The organism is Acidibrevibacterium fodinaquatile (assembly GCF_003352165.1).
GTDB lineage: Bacteria > Pseudomonadota > Alphaproteobacteria > Acetobacterales > Acetobacteraceae > Acidibrevibacterium > Acidibrevibacterium fodinaquatile.
The window spans coordinates 492,930-508,778 of the sequence record NZ_CP029176.1 but is presented as its reverse complement, the minus strand read 5'-3'; the positions used below and the strand labels follow the sequence as shown (position 1 = coordinate 508,778).

18 protein-coding genes are annotated in these 15,849 nt (G+C 66.8%); 8 read left to right on the top strand and 10 right to left on the bottom strand.

Annotated elements, in window-relative coordinates:
• Positions 1 to 9: 9 nt before the first annotated feature.
• The 7 genes from DEF76_RS02490 to DEF76_RS02455 all read right to left on the bottom strand — a co-directional run bounded on the left by DEF76_RS02490 (position 10) and on the right by DEF76_RS02455 (position 6,525).
• A complete protein-coding gene (locus tag DEF76_RS02490) occupies positions 10 to 735 on the bottom strand; it encodes a class I SAM-dependent methyltransferase (RefSeq protein WP_205216083.1) in 726 nt (241 codons plus the stop codon).
• Positions 732 to 1,976: an MFS transporter gene (locus DEF76_RS02485; RefSeq protein WP_114910971.1), complete on the bottom strand. Its 1,245-nt coding sequence runs from the start codon at positions 1,974 to 1,976 to the stop codon at positions 732 to 734. The genes DEF76_RS02490 and DEF76_RS02485 overlap by 4 nt, the downstream gene beginning before the upstream one ends.
• Positions 1,977 to 2,193: 217 nt before the next feature.
• Entirely contained in the window at positions 2,194 to 3,312 is a 1,119-nt protein-coding gene (locus tag DEF76_RS02475; RefSeq protein ID WP_114910969.1) for a cysteine desulfurase family protein, read from the bottom strand.
• 97 nt (positions 3,313 to 3,409) lie between these two features.
• Complete coding sequence (locus DEF76_RS02470) at positions 3,410 to 4,168, bottom strand: class II glutamine amidotransferase (RefSeq protein ID WP_114910968.1); 759 nt, start codon at positions 4,166 to 4,168, stop codon at positions 3,410 to 3,412.
• Positions 4,169 to 4,170: 2 nt separating this feature from the next.
• Positions 4,171 to 5,325: an NAD(P)/FAD-dependent oxidoreductase gene (locus tag DEF76_RS02465; protein ID WP_114910967.1), complete on the bottom strand. Its 1,155-nt coding sequence runs from the start codon at positions 5,323 to 5,325 to the stop codon at positions 4,171 to 4,173.
• A 79-nt stretch (positions 5,326 to 5,404) separates the two neighbouring features.
• Positions 5,405 to 5,758, bottom strand: coding sequence for a DsrE/DsrF/TusD sulfur relay family protein (locus DEF76_RS02460; RefSeq protein ID WP_114910966.1), 354 nt, complete (start codon positions 5,756 to 5,758; stop codon positions 5,405 to 5,407).
• Positions 5,755 to 6,525, bottom strand: a complete 771-nt coding sequence (locus tag DEF76_RS02455) for an MBL fold metallo-hydrolase (protein ID WP_114910965.1) — start codon at positions 6,523 to 6,525, stop codon at positions 5,755 to 5,757. Before DEF76_RS02455 ends, DEF76_RS02460 begins: the two co-directional genes overlap by 4 nt.
• A 113-nt stretch (positions 6,526 to 6,638) precedes the next feature.
• Between DEF76_RS02455 and DEF76_RS02450 the strand changes: the two genes are divergently transcribed.
• The 8 genes from DEF76_RS02450 to DEF76_RS02415 all read left to right on the top strand — a co-directional run bounded on the left by DEF76_RS02450 (position 6,639) and on the right by DEF76_RS02415 (position 12,440).
• A complete protein-coding gene (locus DEF76_RS02450) occupies positions 6,639 to 7,307 on the top strand; it encodes an ArsR/SmtB family transcription factor (RefSeq protein ID WP_114910964.1) in 669 nt (222 codons plus the stop codon).
• 44 nt (positions 7,308 to 7,351) lie between these two features.
• Positions 7,352 to 7,918 carry an OsmC family protein gene (locus DEF76_RS02445; RefSeq protein WP_205216082.1) on the top strand — a complete coding sequence of 189 codons (567 nt, stop codon included), beginning with the start codon at positions 7,352 to 7,354 and terminating at the stop codon, positions 7,916 to 7,918.
• A gap of 848 nt (positions 7,919 to 8,766) precedes the next feature.
• Positions 8,767 to 8,988 carry an SHOCT domain-containing protein gene (locus tag DEF76_RS02435; RefSeq protein WP_240319087.1) on the top strand — a complete coding sequence of 74 codons (222 nt, stop codon included), beginning with the start codon at positions 8,767 to 8,769 and terminating at the stop codon, positions 8,986 to 8,988.
• 145 nt (positions 8,989 to 9,133) lie between these two features.
• Positions 9,134 to 10,027 carry a sulfocyanin-like copper-binding protein gene (locus tag DEF76_RS02430; protein WP_114910962.1) on the top strand — a complete coding sequence of 298 codons (894 nt, stop codon included), beginning with the start codon at positions 9,134 to 9,136 and terminating at the stop codon, positions 10,025 to 10,027.
• 33 nt (positions 10,028 to 10,060) lie between these two features.
• Positions 10,061 to 10,216, top strand: a complete 156-nt coding sequence (locus tag DEF76_RS02425; protein WP_162800450.1) for a hypothetical protein — start codon at positions 10,061 to 10,063, stop codon at positions 10,214 to 10,216.
• 7 nt (positions 10,217 to 10,223) lie between these two features.
• Positions 10,224 to 10,949: a universal stress protein gene (locus tag DEF76_RS02420; protein WP_114910960.1), complete on the top strand. Its 726-nt coding sequence runs from the start codon at positions 10,224 to 10,226 to the stop codon at positions 10,947 to 10,949.
• A 118-nt stretch (positions 10,950 to 11,067) separates the two neighbouring features.
• Positions 11,068 to 11,499, top strand: coding sequence for a MerC domain-containing protein (locus DEF76_RS19195; protein ID WP_162800449.1), 432 nt, complete (start codon positions 11,068 to 11,070; stop codon positions 11,497 to 11,499).
• A 128-nt stretch (positions 11,500 to 11,627) separates the two neighbouring features.
• Positions 11,628 to 12,440, top strand: coding sequence for a nucleoside phosphorylase (locus DEF76_RS02415; RefSeq protein ID WP_205216081.1), 813 nt, complete (start codon positions 11,628 to 11,630; stop codon positions 12,438 to 12,440).
• Positions 12,441 to 12,443: 3 nt separating this feature from the next.
• Here the strand turns inward: DEF76_RS02415 and DEF76_RS20440 are convergent, their stop codons facing one another.
• From DEF76_RS20440 to DEF76_RS02405, 3 genes are read right to left on the bottom strand one after another with little or no spacing between them, the layout of a single operon-like run.
• Positions 12,444 to 12,884: a DMT family transporter gene (locus DEF76_RS20440; RefSeq protein WP_456303851.1), complete on the bottom strand. Its 441-nt coding sequence runs from the start codon at positions 12,882 to 12,884 to the stop codon at positions 12,444 to 12,446.
• 11 nt (positions 12,885 to 12,895) lie between these two features.
• On the bottom strand, positions 12,896 to 13,513 hold the full coding sequence (locus tag DEF76_RS20435) for a DMT family transporter (RefSeq protein ID WP_456303850.1): 618 nt from the start codon (positions 13,511 to 13,513) through the stop codon (positions 12,896 to 12,898).
• A 32-nt stretch (positions 13,514 to 13,545) separates the two neighbouring features.
• The gene (locus DEF76_RS02405; RefSeq protein WP_240319086.1) at positions 13,546 to 15,816 is read right to left on the bottom strand and encodes a heavy metal translocating P-type ATPase; all 2,271 of its coding nucleotides are present in this window, start codon (positions 15,814 to 15,816) and stop codon (positions 13,546 to 13,548) included.
• Positions 15,817 to 15,849 lie beyond the last annotated feature (33 nt).

The window sequence follows — 15,849 nt, the reverse complement described above, 5'->3', positions numbered from 1 at the left end:
CTGACCGCCTCAGGGCGAGGGGGCCGGCGAGGCACAGGCAGCCTCCGCCGGCTTCTCCGCCCGCAGCGCGACGAAGGCGGCGCCGATCGCGGTGATCCGGCCGAGCCAGGGATCGAGCGGCGCCATCGCGCAGGCCAGCGCGGCCACGGGTGGGTAGAACACCGCGCCACGCACCGCCCGCGCCTCAAGCCCGGCGCCTGCAGTCAGGCGCCGCAACTCGTCCGCCGTGTGGAAGCGGGCCGCACGCCACAGCCGGTTGCCCAACCAGCCGCGAATGCGTCGTCGCAGCGCCCAGAGGTTCCAGCGCCCCAATTCACCGATCACCACCGCGCCGCCGGGCCGCAGCACGCGCGCGATCTCGCGGAAGGCGGCCTCGGCATCCGGCACGAAGCACAGCACGGTTACGGCGACGACGACATCGAACCGCCGATCGGGAAACGGCAGCGTCTGCGCCCGCCCGGCCGCGAAATCCACGCCAACCCCGGCCGCGGCGGCGCGCGCGGCGGCGGCCCGCAGCATGGCCGGATCGGAATCGAGACCGACCACCCGCGCGCCGAGCGCCGCCAGACGCACCGCCAGCTTGCCGTCGCCGCAGCCGAGATCCAGCACCGCGCGGCCAGCTACGTCGCCGAGCAGGTCGCGCAGCAGCGCGTCCTCCAGGCGGTCGGTGATCCGGCCGAGCGTCGAAGCGCGCCAGCCGGCATAGGCCCGGGCCATGCCAGCGACGCCGCTCATCGCCGCGGCATCATCAGCGCCACCACAAGGCCGGAAACGAAGGTCAGCCCGCCGATCGCGGCGATCGCGGCGGCAAGGCCGAAGGCGTCGCCGATCGCCCCGGCCAGCAACGCGCCGACGGCGTAACCCATGTCGCGCCAGAAGCGGTAGACGCTCAGCGAACGTGCCCGTGAGCTTGGATGCGCCACATCGGAGATCGCGGCGATCAGGGCCGGATACACCATCGCGGTGCCGAGCCCCAGCAACAGGCTGGCCAGCAGCCACCAGCCGAACCCGTCCAGCGCCGCGATCATGAACAGGCCGAGTGCCTGCACCCACATCCCCCAGGCGATCAGGCCCTTCCGGCCGAGCCGGTCGGACAGCGGCCCGGTGACGATCTGCAGCACGCCCCAGACCACCGGGTAGACGCCCTTGAGCGTGCCGATCCCCTCCACGCCCAGGCCACGGGCGGCAAAGAACAGCGGGAAGATCGCCCAGCTCATGCCGTCGTTCAGGTTGTTCACCAGCCCCGCCTGGCAAATGGAGAACATCTCCCGATTACCGAACGAGGTGCGCAGGAACACGTCGATGAAGCCGGCGGGTGCGGCCGGGGCGTGGTGCGCCGCCTCCAGCCGCACATGCGCGGATGTATCGCGCGCCAGCAGCACCGACAGCGCGAGCCCGAGCACGGCATAGGCGATGCCGGGATAGAACGGCGCGGGACGCAACGTCCCGGTCGCGCTCGCGATCCAGCCGGTGGCGAAGGCGGTGAGTCCCACGGCGGCATAGCCGGCGAACTCGTTCAGCCCGACGGCGAGGCCGCGCGATTTCGGGCCGACGAGGTCGATCTTCATGATCACGGTCATCGACCAGGCGAGGCCCTGGCTGATGCCGAGCAGCAGGTTGGCAGCGACGATCCAGTTCCAGCTTGGCGCCCAGATGATCATGAACGGCACCGGCAGCCCGACGACCCAGCCCAGCACCAGCACGTACTTGCGGCCCCAGTTGTCGGCCAACTGGCCGGAGACAAGGTTAGTGAATGCCTTGGCGATGCCGAAGCTGGCGACGAAGGATGCCACGATCGCCGCCGAGGCGATGTGGAACGTCTCGCTGCCGATCAACGGGACGACGGTGCGCTCCAGCCCGACCATGCCGCCGACCAGGGCGTTGATCAGCGCGAGCAGCGAGAACTGCCGCCAGTTCTCGCGCAGGCCGAGCCGGACGGCAGACGGAGCGTCGTCGGGTGATTGAGCCGACACCATCACCCCCTCCAGCCAGCATCGACCGAGACGGCACATAGCGGGAAGGAGGCTGTGGGGCGGCCAATTCCGGGGTCGAGCGGTGCCACCACATCCGGCAAGACGCTGAGGACGGTAATCAAGGCCCCCACATCGAAGCTCGCGTCGGACAAAAGAAGCTGTGTGGCGCGCTTGGAGGTAAAGGCTACGAGGCTCACGGTTGTGCCCGCGTCCGTCCTGTTCATACGAGCACTCGGCGCAACTGGTTGACGACTTCCTCGACCTCCTCCTGCGTGGTGCTCCGCCCAAGGCTGAAGCGGACGGCTCCCAAGCCTCTCTCAGGCGTCACGCGCATGGCCTTCAGTACGGGCGAGGATGCGATCTGTCCGGAATGGCAGGCCGAACCGGTTGACGCGGCGATGGCCGGCATTCGTGCGAGAATGTCAGCGCCGATGCGGCCGATGAACGAGACGTTGAGCGTATTCGGCAAACGCTGCTCGGGATGGCCGTTGAGAACGACTTGATTGCCGAAGACGGTGCGGAGACGTTGCCAGAACTGGTCCCGGAGTTGCCGGACCTCAGGCATGTCCGTCCAGGATTGTGCAATCTCGCATGCCTTGCCGAGTGCTGCCGCCAGCAAGGCGCTCTCGGTGCCGGCGCGTCGGCCGTCCTCATGTCCGGCGCCGTGGATGAGCGGCTCGACCGTAATCCCGCGACGGACGTAAAGGGCGCCAATCCCCTTCGGCGCGTACACTTTGTGGCCCGCGACGGAAAGCAGGTCCACGCCAAGTTCGTCGACCCTGGTTGGTATCTTGCCGACCGATTGAGCTGCGTCCGTATGCAGGAGAACGCCATGCGCGCGAGCGATCTTCGCGATATCAGGGATCGGCTGGATCGTGCCGACTTCGTTGTTCGCGTGCATGACGCTGATCAAAAACGTCTCCTTGGAGATCGCCTTGCGGATATCATCAGGGTCGACGAGTCCGCTCTCGTCGACCGGAATGTAGGTCACCGTGGCGCCCAGCCGCTCCAGAAACCGGCATGGCTCAAGCGTCGCGGGATGCTCGATCTGCGAAGTGATGACGTGCGACGGGCGATCACCGCGCTGGTAAAACAAGCCTTTGAGCGCGAGATTGTTCGCCTCGCTGCCGCCGCTCGTGAAGACGACTTCGGTGGCGGTGCAGCCAAGCAGCGCCGCGACCCGGCTGCGGGCCTCGTCCAAGGCGGCCTTCGCCGGCGCGCTTGCCCAATGGCCGCTGGAGGGATTGCCGTAGCCTTCCTCAAGGAGCGGCTGCATGACCGCCGTCACCGCTGGGTCGATGGGCGTGCTGGCGTTGTAGTCAAGATATATCGGATTCATCCTTGCGTCATTCGTTCAGGTGACTGAGCTGATCTCAGCGCATTTCCATGTCGCCGCACGCCCCACTCGTTCCGTTCGCTGTGGATCAGCAGGTTTATCACGCCAGAGTTTCCTCCGACAGAAGCGTTGCCGAGTGGACCCACTCGCGACCATCGGCAAAAGCGTGCAGACCGGTCAAAGGCGTCCAGATCTCGTCTGTCAGAGGTGACGTCGCCAGCAAAACCACCTCCTGCTCACAGCCATCTATAAGACAATGGCGATGCAGCATATTCATGTGCGTGTGCGCGTGGACGAACAGACACTCCCCGTCGCTTAGAAGGAAGTTGAACTCTCCGATGCGCGAAAGGCGCCGGATCAAGTGCCGTATCGCTTCGACCACGCCACAGCAGAGGGAATTGGCTTCGTCGCCGCCGCGAGCAATCGCTTCAAGAAGGAGACAGAACGCGAATTCGGAGTCTGTCTCTCCGATGGGCAAGAACCGGTGAGAGACGAGAGTCGGGTCGTCGCGCAGGCCGTCAAGCTTGCCGTTGTGAGCGAACACCCAGGAACGCCCGCCCAACTCGCGTTCGAAGGGATGTGTGTTGGCCGACGAGCGGCCGAACGCAGCGGGATTTGCTCGCCGTATGTGCCCTATAACGGTGCGACTCTGGAACCCGTAGTCGCTGATGAATGCGAGGCAACCGCTCTCGGCTGCCGGAACGGGCTCCTTGAAAACGCGCGCCGCGCGACCCTCGTAAAACGCCACTCCCCAACCGTCCGAATGCGGGCCAATCTCACCGCCGCGCGGACGCAGCAGCGCGAGCGACCGGTTCACATCGGTCGGGCGGCGCGCACTCATGCCGAACAACTCGCACATGGTTAAGCCCACCCGGACAGCCAGTATTTCTCGAACGCGATCTTGCCGAGGTGCAAAGCGCGATTTGGACCCCGCAGCCGCACGTCCGGAACGGGGTCGGCATAGAAGTTGCCGCTACCGAATCCGGCCTTGCCGTCACCGATCTCAATGAAGCACTCGCCATCACCGTCGAATGACCGACGTTCGCCCTTTCCGGTGATCTCCACGGCGATGTTGTCGGCGACGACCTCCGACTCGCGATGTGCGAAGACCCCGGCTTTCGGCAGCGGCAGTCCCCTCTTTAACATAATGCCGGTGACATCACCGATCGCGTACACGCCGGGGACGCGCGTCTCCAGGCTGGCTCGATCCACCGGCACCCAGCCGCTCTCGCCCAGAAGCCCGCTTTCGCGGACAACGGCAGGCGCGCGATGCGGCGGAACGTAGGCGAGCAGGTCGAAATCGGCACTGGCACCGTTGGCGAACGAGATGCGCCGCGCAGCCGGGTCGACGGCAGTCACTGCGTGCTCAGGATGGAAGCCGATGCCCTTCGCTTCGATCATGCTGCGGATGGCGGCGGAGACCACGGGGCCCGCGACCGGCATGGGCCCAGGCTCCGGGGTGTATACGTCGAAGTGGACAGAATCCCGCAGCTTGCGCTTGCGGTAGTCGAATTCGAGCAGCATCGCTGCCTCGTAGGGCGCCGCCGGGCATTTGAACGGCATCGAGCTGACCAGAATGACGATCCGACCCTGGCGCAACACGAGCCGTGCGTCTCGCAAGCTCTCCGCGCCAGGGAGCGTGTAGAAGTCGTGCCCAGCCTGCGGGAGCCCCTGGACCGATTCCGGGGCAAGGTCGGCCCCCAGCGCGACGATCATGTAGTCGGCCTTGATGTCGCGGCCGTTTACGCGCGCCGACCGGTTCTGGGGGTCGATGCCTTCGACGACCCCTTGCACAATCTCTACACCCTTTCCAGCAAGAACTGGCAACGCGCATGAAATCTGCTCGGGCTTGCGCAGACCTACCATCAACCAGAGAAGCGAAGGCGGGAAGATGTGGCCCGTCTCGCGGTCGACCAGCACGACCCGATGCTCTCGCGGCAACGCCTTGCGTAGCCGGCTTGCGGCAACGACGCCGCCGATGCCGCCGCCAAGGATCAGGATCGTCTTACCTGTCATGTTGGCTCCCTTTCCCGTATCCTTCTTGCCCTGTCCTTGGATGAAGCGGATCGCGACGTCATCGGATCCTGCCCTTCGCTCAAAACACGAAAACCTTGTCGGCGGCTATCGTCGCCAGAGTCAGCTCTTCCATAGTACTGCGGCATGCGCCTTCAATCAGATCCGCCTCGCTCAGCCCGCGCGCATCCATGCAGGTTCCACACAGAAGAAGCCTGTGCTTCCCCGCGGCAAAACGTTTCAGCATGCGCTCGATATTGTAATAGCCGTCGGGCGTTTTCTGGCCCTTCCTGCCGCAGGAGACGGCATCGGCCATGAGGAATACTGTAACCTCCGCCGCCGGATCATGCTTCGGCAGCGCATTGGCGAGCCTGAGCGCATTGTAGCAGCGCTCCGTACCGTACGGCGGATCGTTCAGGATAAACAGGACTTTCATGCACGTTTCTCCTGCGCCGCAGCAAGAACGTCCCGCGCGGACGGAAAGCCGGAATTGGCGGCACGGACGGCGGCGGCCTGCGGCGGTGGCGGCGGGATGTCGGCCAGCATGGCCTGCACGAACGCGCCCTCGTCTTCGATGCCGAAGGCACGGTTGTGGCGCTTCTCGAAGCCGATCGTCGAAGTGGGCTTGCCCGACAGCCCACGCCCGCAGACCGAGCCGGAGAAGGCGCCGGGCAGCACCTCCAGATAGTCCGGCAGGGCACGCAGCCGCCGGACGCTGGCGAACAGCGCCCGCGCCCCGTCCTCGGCGCTGGTGGCCAACTCCGTCCGGCCGAGATCGCCCACCATCAGCGTGTGCCCGGTAAGGGCGAACCACGGTTCCTCCCCGCGCGTGCGGTCGCGCACCAGCAGGCAGATATGCTCCGGCGTGTGCCCGGGCGTGTGGACTACCTCGATCTCGACATTGCCGAGCGGCAGCACCTCGCCGTCGAACGCCTGCTTGCGGGGGTAGGCCACGTCCGCGCCGGGGCCGAGCACGTAGGGCGCGCCGGCGGCCTCGGCCAGCGCCCGGCCGGCGGACAAATGGTCGGCGTGCAGATGCGTGTCGATCACATAGCGGATCTGCAGCCCGAGCGCCTCGGCCTCCCGCAGATAGACGCCCGGCTCGCCGACAGGGTCCACCACCGCGCCAGCCGCCTTGCCGCCGCAGCCGAACAGGTAGGAGGCGGCGACCGGGTCGGTGTGGAGAAACTGGCGCAGGATCATGGAACCCTCCTTGCCGGCCGCTCGGCGGGGCTGTGCCCCGCAGATGCGCGGTTTGTTGACAGACGCCGGTCATCTGCCATAAGTTCAAAGAACACTGGAATGATGGAACCACGGTGTCAAGCGCCACTCCGAAGCGAGCCATCTTCGAACAATTTGCGGTCGTCGCGCAGGCGATCGCGAACGGCCATCGCGTGGAGCTGATCGAGCTTCTGGCACAAGGGGAGCGGAGCGTGGAGGCGTTGGCCGGTCTTTCCGGTCTCAGGCTCACGAACGCCTCCCAGCACTTGCAGCTCTTGCGCCGGGCCGGTCTTGTGGTCGCCAGACGCTCCGGCAAGCAGGTGCTGTATCGGCTGGCGGACCGCGATGTGGTGGACCTGCTGACGGCGGTACGGCGGACCGCCGAGCGCGGCATCGCAGAAATCGACAAGATTGCGCAGAGCTATTTCCATGCGCGGGACTCGCTTGAGCCGGTATCCCAGAAAGAACTTGTCAGCCGGCTTCGCCAGGGCCTGGTGACGCTGATCGACGTGCGGCCTGCCGAAGAATTTGCGGCAGGGCACATTCCCGGTGCGGTAAGCATCCCGCTCGCTGAGTTGAAACACCGCCTAAATGAATTGCCTGCCGACCGCACCGTCATCGCCTATTGTCGCGGTCCTTACTGTGTCTTCGCATTCGAGGCAGTCGCGACGCTGCGGGCTAGGGGTTACGACGCCCACCGGCTTGCGGACGGCTACCCCGAGTGGTGGGCCGCGCGGCGGCCGGTCGCGGCGGCGGTTGCGTGACGCAACGACGCCGGTTCTGCCTGAACGATGAAAGGAACGAAGCCGTGACAGATCCCCAGAACACCCTGACCAACGGCGTCGATGTCGGCAAGCTGCTTGCCACCATCGATGCCATCAAAGCGAACCCCGAGCTGGCAAACTTTCAATTCCGTGCTGAGACTGAGTGGAAGAGCGGCGGGCATAGCCGTACCCGGATCCAGAGCTTCCATGGAGCGGGCGCGGAGGATACGAGCCGCAGCAAGCTATTCGCCGTGGAGGCCGACGAGCCTCCGGTGCTGCTCGGCAGCAATGCCGGTCCTAACGCGGTCGAAATCGTGCTCGCCGGGCTCGCCTCCTGCCTCGCGGTCGGGTTTGCCTACAACGCTGCCGCGCGGGGTATCCGGATTGACGAGTTGACCCTTGGCCTCGCCGGCAACATCGACCTACATGGCTTCCTCGGCTTGTCGGACAAGGTCCGGCCCGGGTACCGGGACATTCGGGTCACGTGTCGCGTGAAGAGTGACGCCTCACGCGAGCAACTCATGGAACTGTGCGATTACGTCCAGAAAACCTCACCCGTGCTGGACATCATCCGCAATCCCGTCAGCGTTTCCGTCATGCTCGAAGCATGACCGGAGACACTGGGATCGTTGCCCCCATACCGAGCACGAGAATAACATGCCTCTGAAATCGAATACGCTCCTGGCTGCGGTTGTGCTCGCGGGCGCCTCGACCGGGCGGCGTCCGACGCGCGTCGTTGATCTGCCGAGGTACCATTGCGGCCCGATGTTCGGGAAACCGGCCACGTAATCTCCGACAACCGATGGAGAAGGCAATGCAATGCTGCAACCAGGATGACCCAGAGAGACAGGCTTCGGAGCGCGGCGCTCCCGAAGGCGGGCCGATGAGAATGGGGATGGGAATGGGCAGGGCCAACGGGATGATGGGCCAGTGCGGCAGCCGGATGGAGATGATGCGGAAGAGGATGGCCCCGATGGGTGGGGACGACGAGCCGCTGCGGATGCAGCAGATGATGCAGATGTGCATGGGTATGTGCTCGGAGACGCTGAACGCGATACGCCAGAGACTGCCGCAATGGCCGCGTTCCACGCCCGGGCTAAGGCCGAGGCGGCCGTTGCCGAGGGCGAAATGGACGTAGCCGCGTTGGCTGCGGCCCTCGGGATCGATGAGGACAGTGCCCGCTACGTCCTCGAGCGGCTCGCCGCGACCGGCAGGGTAACGCTCGTCGCGCGACCGCGGACCTGAGGGTGCAGTGCGGCGTCGCTAAGTTGCCGGCCCGTGCCGCCTGCCGGACGCTGCGGCACGAATGGAGGATGTGAGGATGAAGGCTTTCTTCTCCTTCGCTCGTGCGGGAGGGGCAACCGTCACGATGGTGCCCGCCTGGGCCTGGGCGCAGACACCGGCCGCACCCTTGTATGGGTATGGCCCGTCCATGATGTGGGGTTGGGGGTGGTCCAGCATGATCTTCGGACCCTTGTTCATGATCCTGGTGCTTGCCGCGGTGATCGTGGTCGCCGTCCTTGCCGTCCGATGGCTCGGTGGCCCCTGGCAGGCTGCCGGGCCGCCGCCCCTTCCGCCAGCGAGCCGGACCGCGCTCGACATCCTCAATGAACGCTTCGCGCGCGGCGAAATCGACCAGGCCGAATACGAGGCCAAGCGGCGCCTAGTCTCTCATGGCTGACGGGTGCCCTGATCAACCTTCCAGGGAAGGCGGTGCAGATTCTCGTCGGCGATCTCGCCGCCGGCGCAGCCGATCGCCGCACGCGAAGACGCGACGGTTTCCTGACCCCGCCCTGAACACATCACGATCTGACAAGGAGAACGACATGTACGGAAAACTCGCCGCACTGCTGACGATGACGGCCCTGGCGACCGGCATTGCCGCCGCTGCCTTTGCCGACAACACTGCCGCCACCAACCCGCCGCCGCAGACACCGGGTCCGATGCAGGGCCAGGGCATGATGGGCGGCCAGGGCATGATGGGCGGTCAGGGCAGCGGACAGCCCGCCTCACCGATGATGGGCGGCGGCACTGGCATGATGGGAATGATGATGGAGATGATGATGGGCGGGACCATGATGGGTCAGGGAGGTGCCCAGGACGGTTCGCCCCATAACGGTTCGCCCATGATGGGCAATGGGACGAACATGATGGACATGATGACGGGAATGATGCGCGGTGGTCCCGGAGGGGCGATGGGCGTGGCGCTCGCCAACGCGCCGGGTCCACGAGTGCCGCAGAGCGCGGAGAAGACGCTGGCGACCGCTGTTCCCGCCGGTGCGACCGTGGACCGCGCCGGCAATGCGATCGCCTTCAGCACCGACCAGGTGCGCTTCACGATGCTCGCCGATTCAGATGACAGCGCTGGCGACAATCGCATGTTCTTCGAGATCGCGGGTCTCAGGAATCCCACCATCACCGTGCCCGCGGGCGCGACGGTCACGGTGCAGTTCGTCAACGCCGATGACGACGAGGCGCATATGCTCGCCTTTTCCAAGACTTCGGCGCCGATTCCGTTCATGGCGATGATGAATGCCCGGCCCGCCTTCGCGGGCGCCGAAAGCCCGGCGCTCGGCGATCCCACGGCGGCTGGGCTGCATAGCGCTACCTTCACGTTCGTGGCGTCGGAACCCGGCGGCTACGCCTATCTCTGTCTCATCGCAGGCCATGCGCAGCAGGGGATGTTAGGCCGCTTCGTCGTCGCCAGGGCAGCACCCTGACCGGCACGCGTGCGCGATGGCATGATGCACATAATGACCGCCATGATGCCGATGAACATGACGAACTCCATGACCGCGATGATGAACGAGATGACGCGGATGGCGGAGGACGGTGATCGCAACATCGAACACCTAAATCAGGAGTCCGGGCGCGCCGGCGAATCACCCAGGCCAGACGCCGCGGGATAGCAGCACGATGGCCATCAGGGATATCCTCGTGCATCTTGACCTGACGCCACGCTCGGCGATCCGCCTTGAGCTGGCGGCGGAGTTGGCGACGCGGTATCGTGCGCACCTGATCGGTCTGTATGCGGCCCACGGGCCTGTGCCGGCTTCTGATGGACAAACCGGTGCGGCGATGATGGAAGAAACCTTCCGTGGTGTGCTCGGCCAACAGCGGCTGGACGGCGAGTGGCGGCTTGCAGAAGGTTCTGCCACTGAGGCTGTCATACGGGCCGGACGCAGTGCAGATCTGACTATCCTTGGGCAACCTGACCCTCAGGAGCACCATGCAGGGCTATCTGAGAGAGAGTTCATCAGCGTGCTTCGCGGCATCGGCCGGCCGGTCCTCGCGATTCCATACGCCGGCGCCTTCACCGGGATCGGAGAACGGGTATTGGCCGTGTGGGATAGCGCTCCCGAATCGACCCGCGCCCTGAATGAGGCGTTGCCGCTGCTTGGCAGTGCGAAGGCGGTGCAGATTCTCGTCAGCAATTCCAGGCGCCAGCCCGACTTCGACGCGAGCCGGGCAGGAAGAGAGATCCTTGCTCATCTTGCGCGTCACGGCATTGACGCCAAGGTAGGAGGCTTTGTCATGGATAAAGAGATCGAAACGGGAGAGGCACTGCTTTCGTACGCTGCGGACTTCGGTGCAGACCTGATGATTGCAGGTGCTTCATCAGCTCCCGTGTCCGCGAGTTGATGTTCGGGAGTAGCGTGCGTACGCTCATCAGGACGATGACCGTCCCGCTGCTTTTGTCGAGCTGACCAAGTCCGTCTATTGTGATGAGTGGCCGATAGCGCATCGGAGAGGTGTCAATATGCTGAACGAGAACACACAAATGGAGCAAACTGTCAGTGTCAGCCGCAGTAGATGGCTGGCGCCGGTCGGTACGGCAATGGCGATGCTCGCATGCTATGGAGTGTCCGCTGCGATAGGAGTCTTGTCCCTGATCGGAATTAGCGTCGCGCTCCCATTTCGGGCGCCGCTCATCATTCTATTTTCTGGAATTGCGGCGGCCAGCCTGGCTGGTTCCTATAAGCGACACCACAGCCGCCCGGCTGTCGTCCTCGGTCTGATCGGATTCATCTTGATTGCTGCAAGCAAATTCCTTCCGTCAAGCCTGAACGCCGAAGCGCTCGGTATCGAAGGGGCAGGTTTCATATGCATGGTGGTCGGAAACATTCTGGCATTCCGGGCACGGCGGCAGGTAGGTTTGTCCTGTCGTGTTCCGCGTGCAGTGAGAACGTAGGCGGAATTTCGTAGCTGCGTTCTTGACGATCCCTTCGAGGGTGAGAAGCAACGCTGCGTCGGCGGCCGGCCTCACGGTGGAGGCCGCCGCCTTCTGACCCGCTGATCCGCGTTCGCCGCCGAGGGACCATGCGAGGGACCATGCAAGATAAACCTGCCGCCCCCAGCATTCTGGCCACCAAGCAGTACAGCGCGCCCTCGGTCTTCCGGCCGGAGAACCTCCTGCGCGAGGCGCGCCGGCAGCGCGGCTTGCCGGACCAACCCGTTCCGGCGGTCTGTGCGCTGGACCCGGATGGCGACCTCGCGCGGGCGCTGCGTCATTCAGGGCTGGGCCGACCGGCGCCGGGCTGGGCCTGCTATCACACCGAACTGCTCGTGATCGAGCATCAGGGAATCGAGATCGGTGTCGTCGGTCTGGCGGTGGGCGCGCCGTTCGCGGTGCTCGTCGCCGAACAGCTTTTTGCCTCGGGCTGCCGGCTGCTGCTCAGCGTCACCTCGGCCGGGCAGATCGTGCCGCGCGGGCCGACGCCCTATTTCGTGTTGATCGACCGGGCGCTGCGCGACGAGGGCACCAGCCATCACTACCTGCCGCCATCGCGGTTCGCCGACGCCGACCCCGCGCTCGCCGATCGCGCCTTCGATGCGATGGCGGGCTTGCCCGAGCCGATGCATCGCGGCACCAGCTGGACCACCGACGCGCCCTATCGCGAGACCGAGGACGCGATCGCCGCGGCGGCCGAACATGGCGCGCTGGCGGTCGAGATGGAAGCCGCCGCGCTGTATGCCTTCGCTCGCGCCCGCGGCAAGCCGGTGCTGTGCTTCGCGCACGTGACCAACCAGATGGCGCGGATCGAGGGCGATTTCGAGAAAGGCGACGCCGACGGCGCGGGCGAGGCGCTTGCCGTCATCGCGGCGGCCGCGCGCGGATGCGGCTTCGCCTGACGATCAGCCCGCGTGCTCGTGCCGATGATGCAGGTCCGGGTAGTGCGGGTGCCGGTGCGCCAGCCGTGTGTGCCGGTGGGCGTGGACATGCGGTTCGCCCGGCGGATCATCCGGCGCGTGTGCGTGCTGATGATGCTCGTCATGCGTATGCGCGTGCTCGTGCGCGAGTTTCTCATGCACATGCGCATGCTCGTGCCGTTCGAGGAGATACAGGGCAATGCCGATCGCCATCAGCAGCGCCGCGCCCAGCAGGCGGGCGGTGATCGGCTCGCCGAACAGCACCACGGCGACCGCGCCGCCGATGAAGGGCGCGGTCGAGAAATACGCGCCGGTGCGCGCGGTCCCAAGATGGCGCAAGGCCAGCACGAACAGCGTCAGGCTGACGCCATAGCCCAGGAAACCGATCAGCCCGGCGCCCAGCAGCGTGGCTGGGGCCGGCGGCACGGCCCCGCGCGTCAGAGCGCGATGCCGAGATTGACCGCGCCGGCCGCTAGCCCCTTCAGCATCGCGATCTGGACCGGATCCGCGCCGCTCAGCTTGCGGGTCAGGTTGTTGTCGATACCCCAGGCGACGCAGGCGCCGGCAATCAGCAGCGCGCCCCAGCCGATGCCCGCGGGTCCACCCTGCCAGGACAGCAGCACCGCCCCGGCCAGGATGGCGAGCGCGCCGAGCAGGATGCGGCGGTCCACGTTCTCGCGGAACACCATCCAGGCGATCGCCATGGTGGCGAGGCCTTCGAGATTGAGCAGCAGCGCGGCATTGGCGGCCGATGTGCGGGCGAGGCCGAACATCAGCAGCACCGGCCCGGCGACGCCGCCCGCGAGCACCACCAGCGCGAGCCAGGGCATGTCGGCCCACCGTAGCGGCGCCTCGGCCGCGCCGAGGCCGAGCGGCCGGCGGGCAAGCCACACCAGCCCAAGCCCGATACCGGAGCCGAGATAGAGCAGGCCGGCCAGCAGCCACGGATCCACCGTGCCCAGCAGCAGCTTGGCGAATGGCGTGCTGGCCCCGAACAGGGCCGCCGAGGCCAGTGCCATCGGCGCGCCGGGCCAAGCCAGTGCGATGCGGTTCATCGTCGTGCGCTTATAGGATGAGGAACAGGATGTCAGGCGTTGCCGGTGACGCTGTCCGCTGGCACGGCCCGTTTGCCCGGCAACCGCGCGAACGGGCCGTGCCAGCGCAGCAGGCGCAAGGCGTTGATCGTCACCAGCACCGTGGCGCCGGTGTCGGCGAGGATGGCCATCCACAGCCCGGTGACACCGAGCATGGTCGTGACAAGAAGCACCAGCTTCAGCCCTACCGCGATCGCCACGTTCTGCTTCACGTTCGCCAGCGTGGCCCGCGAGAGCGCGATCAGCTCCGCGACCCCCGAGAGACGCTCGTGCAGCAGCGCCGCGTCCGCCGTCTCCAGCGCCACCGCCGTCCCGCCGCCCATCGCGACCCCGACGGACGCGGCGGCCAGCGCGGGGGCGTCGTTGATGCCGTCGCCGATCATGACGACCGGGCCGCGCGCCTTCAGCGCCTCGATCTCGCGCAGCTTCTGCTCGGGCAGCAGGTGCGCACGCACCTCCATCCCCAGGCCGAGGGCGATGGCGCGGCCGGTGCGCTCGTTGTCGCCGGTCAGCATCACGCTCGACAACCCCATCGCCTTGAGCGCCGCAACCGCGATGACCGCGTCCTCTCGCGGTTCGTCGCGCAGGGCCAGCAGGCCGAGGGGCTGCCGAACCGCCAGCACGACCACCACCGTCTTGCCGGCCGCTTCAAGTGCGGTGATGTTGTCCACGTTCCGCAACAGAATGCCCTGTTCCCGGGCATGGCTGGGGCTGCCGACCACCACAAGCCGCCCTTCGACGATCGCGGTCGCGGCCTTGCCGGGGATGCCCTCGGCATCGGTCGCCGCTGGCACCTGGATGCCGCGCGCCGCGGCTGCGTCCAGCACGGCGCGGGCAAGCGGATGGGCGGAGCCGACCTCCACACCCGCCGCCGCGCGCAGCAGGGCTGCCTCATCGGTGCCCGGCATCGGCAGGATATCGGTCACGCGCGGCTTGCCGGCGGTCAGTGTGCCGGTCTTGTCGAAGGCGACCGTCCGCGCGCGGCCGATGGTCTCCAGCGCCGCGCCGCCCTTGATCAGCAGGCCGCGCCGCGCGCCGGCGGACAGGCCGGAGGCCATCGCGGCCGGCACCGAGATCACCAGCGCGCAGGGGCAGGCAATCAGCAACACCGCAAGGCCGCGGTAGATCCAGGTCCACCAGTCGCCGCCGAAGGCCAGGGGCGGCACCAGCATCACCAGCACCGACACCGCCATCGCACCCGGCGTCCAGTAGGTCGAGAATTTTTCGATGAAGCGCTGCGTCGGCGCGCGGGAAGCGGTCGCCTCCTCGACCAGGCGGACGATGCGGCTGATCGTATTGTCCGACGCCGCGGCGGTTACCCGCACGCGCAGCAGTGCCGCCGTGTTCACGGAGGCTGCGACCACCGCATCGCCAGGGCCGCGCGAGACCGGCATGCTCTCCCCGGTGACCGGGCTTTCATCGACCGCGGACAGGCCTTCCACGACCACACCATCGCAGGGAATGCGATCGCCCGGTCGGACCTGGACCACATCGCCGGGCCGGAGCGCGTCTGCCGGAACCTCGCTGAGAGCGCCGTCGCGTTCGACGCGGGCGGTGCGCGGCATCAGGCTGCCCAGCGCCTTGATCCCGGCGCGGGCACGGCCGGCGGCCACGTTCTCCAGCAGCTCACCGATGGCGAACAGCAGCACGACGATGGCGGCTTCCTCTGCCGCGCCGATGACCACGGCGCCGAGGGCGGCCACGCACATCAAGGTCTCGATCGAGAATGGGCTGCCGGCGCGGGCCAGCGCCAGCGCGCGCCGGCCGATGGGGAGTACCGCGAGGAGCGTGGCGGCGGCAAAGATCCAAGGTGCTTGCGCCACGAACAGGCTTGCGCCGAGCCACGCGGCGGCGACGAGGCCGGCCAGCAGCCAGACCAGCCTCGCCTTGCCCGTGCGCCACCAGGACGCGCCGGCCGCATCGTCTTCGTCGCCATGCGCGTGGACATGGCCGCCCGTTGGCGCGTGCGCGTGCGCATGGTCGTGGGCGTGGTCATGCGTCCGGGAGACGGCCAGCGCCGGTCGTTCCAGCGGCGCGGTCTCGTAGCCGAGCGCCGCGACCGTGCGGGCGACAATGGCCGGGTCGCCGCCGGTTCCGAGACGGGCGGTGAGGGTTTCGGCCATCAGGTTGACCGAAACGTCCCGCACCCCGGCAACGCGGGAGACGGCCCTCTCGATCTTGGCAACGCAGGACGGGCAATCCATGCCGCTGACCCGCCATGACCGGGTTTCCCCCGCACCTTCCCGCTCCACCAATTCCGACATGCTCCGGCCTCACCCACTTGCTGCAGCCAAGAT

Bases quoted from the DNA above. Each gene is read 5' to 3' on its own strand.
- DEF76_RS02490 (WP_205216083.1), bottom strand. From the start codon at position 735: ATGAGCGGCGTCGCTGGCATGGCCCGGGCCTATGCCGGCTGGCGCGCT.
- DEF76_RS02485 (WP_114910971.1), bottom strand. From the start codon at position 1,976: ATGGTGTCGGCTCAATCACCCGACGACGCTCCGTCTGCCGTCCGGCTC.
- DEF76_RS02475 (WP_114910969.1), bottom strand. From the start codon at position 3,312: ATGAATCCGATATATCTTGACTACAACGCCAGCACGCCCATCGACCCA.
- DEF76_RS02470 (WP_114910968.1), bottom strand. From the start codon at position 4,168: ATGTGCGAGTTGTTCGGCATGAGTGCGCGCCGCCCGACCGATGTGAAC.
- DEF76_RS02465 (WP_114910967.1), bottom strand. From the start codon at position 5,325: ATGACAGGTAAGACGATCCTGATCCTTGGCGGCGGCATCGGCGGCGTC.
- DEF76_RS02460 (WP_114910966.1), bottom strand. From the start codon at position 5,758: ATGAAAGTCCTGTTTATCCTGAACGATCCGCCGTACGGTACGGAGCGC.
- DEF76_RS02455 (WP_114910965.1), bottom strand. From the start codon at position 6,525: ATGATCCTGCGCCAGTTTCTCCACACCGACCCGGTCGCCGCCTCCTAC.
- DEF76_RS02435 (WP_240319087.1), top strand. From the start codon at position 8,767: ATGATCTTCGGACCCTTGTTCATGATCCTGGTGCTTGCCGCGGTGATC.
- DEF76_RS02430 (WP_114910962.1), top strand. From the start codon at position 9,134: ATGTACGGAAAACTCGCCGCACTGCTGACGATGACGGCCCTGGCGACC.
- DEF76_RS02425 (WP_162800450.1), top strand. From the start codon at position 10,061: ATGACCGCCATGATGCCGATGAACATGACGAACTCCATGACCGCGATG.
- DEF76_RS02420 (WP_114910960.1), top strand. From the start codon at position 10,224: ATGGCCATCAGGGATATCCTCGTGCATCTTGACCTGACGCCACGCTCG.
- DEF76_RS19195 (WP_162800449.1), top strand. From the start codon at position 11,068: ATGCTGAACGAGAACACACAAATGGAGCAAACTGTCAGTGTCAGCCGC.
- DEF76_RS02415 (WP_205216081.1), top strand. From the start codon at position 11,628: ATGCGAGGGACCATGCAAGATAAACCTGCCGCCCCCAGCATTCTGGCC.
- DEF76_RS20435 (WP_456303850.1), bottom strand. From the start codon at position 13,513: ATGAACCGCATCGCACTGGCTTGGCCCGGCGCGCCGATGGCACTGGCC.
- DEF76_RS02405 (WP_240319086.1), bottom strand. From the start codon at position 15,816: ATGTCGGAATTGGTGGAGCGGGAAGGTGCGGGGGAAACCCGGTCATGG.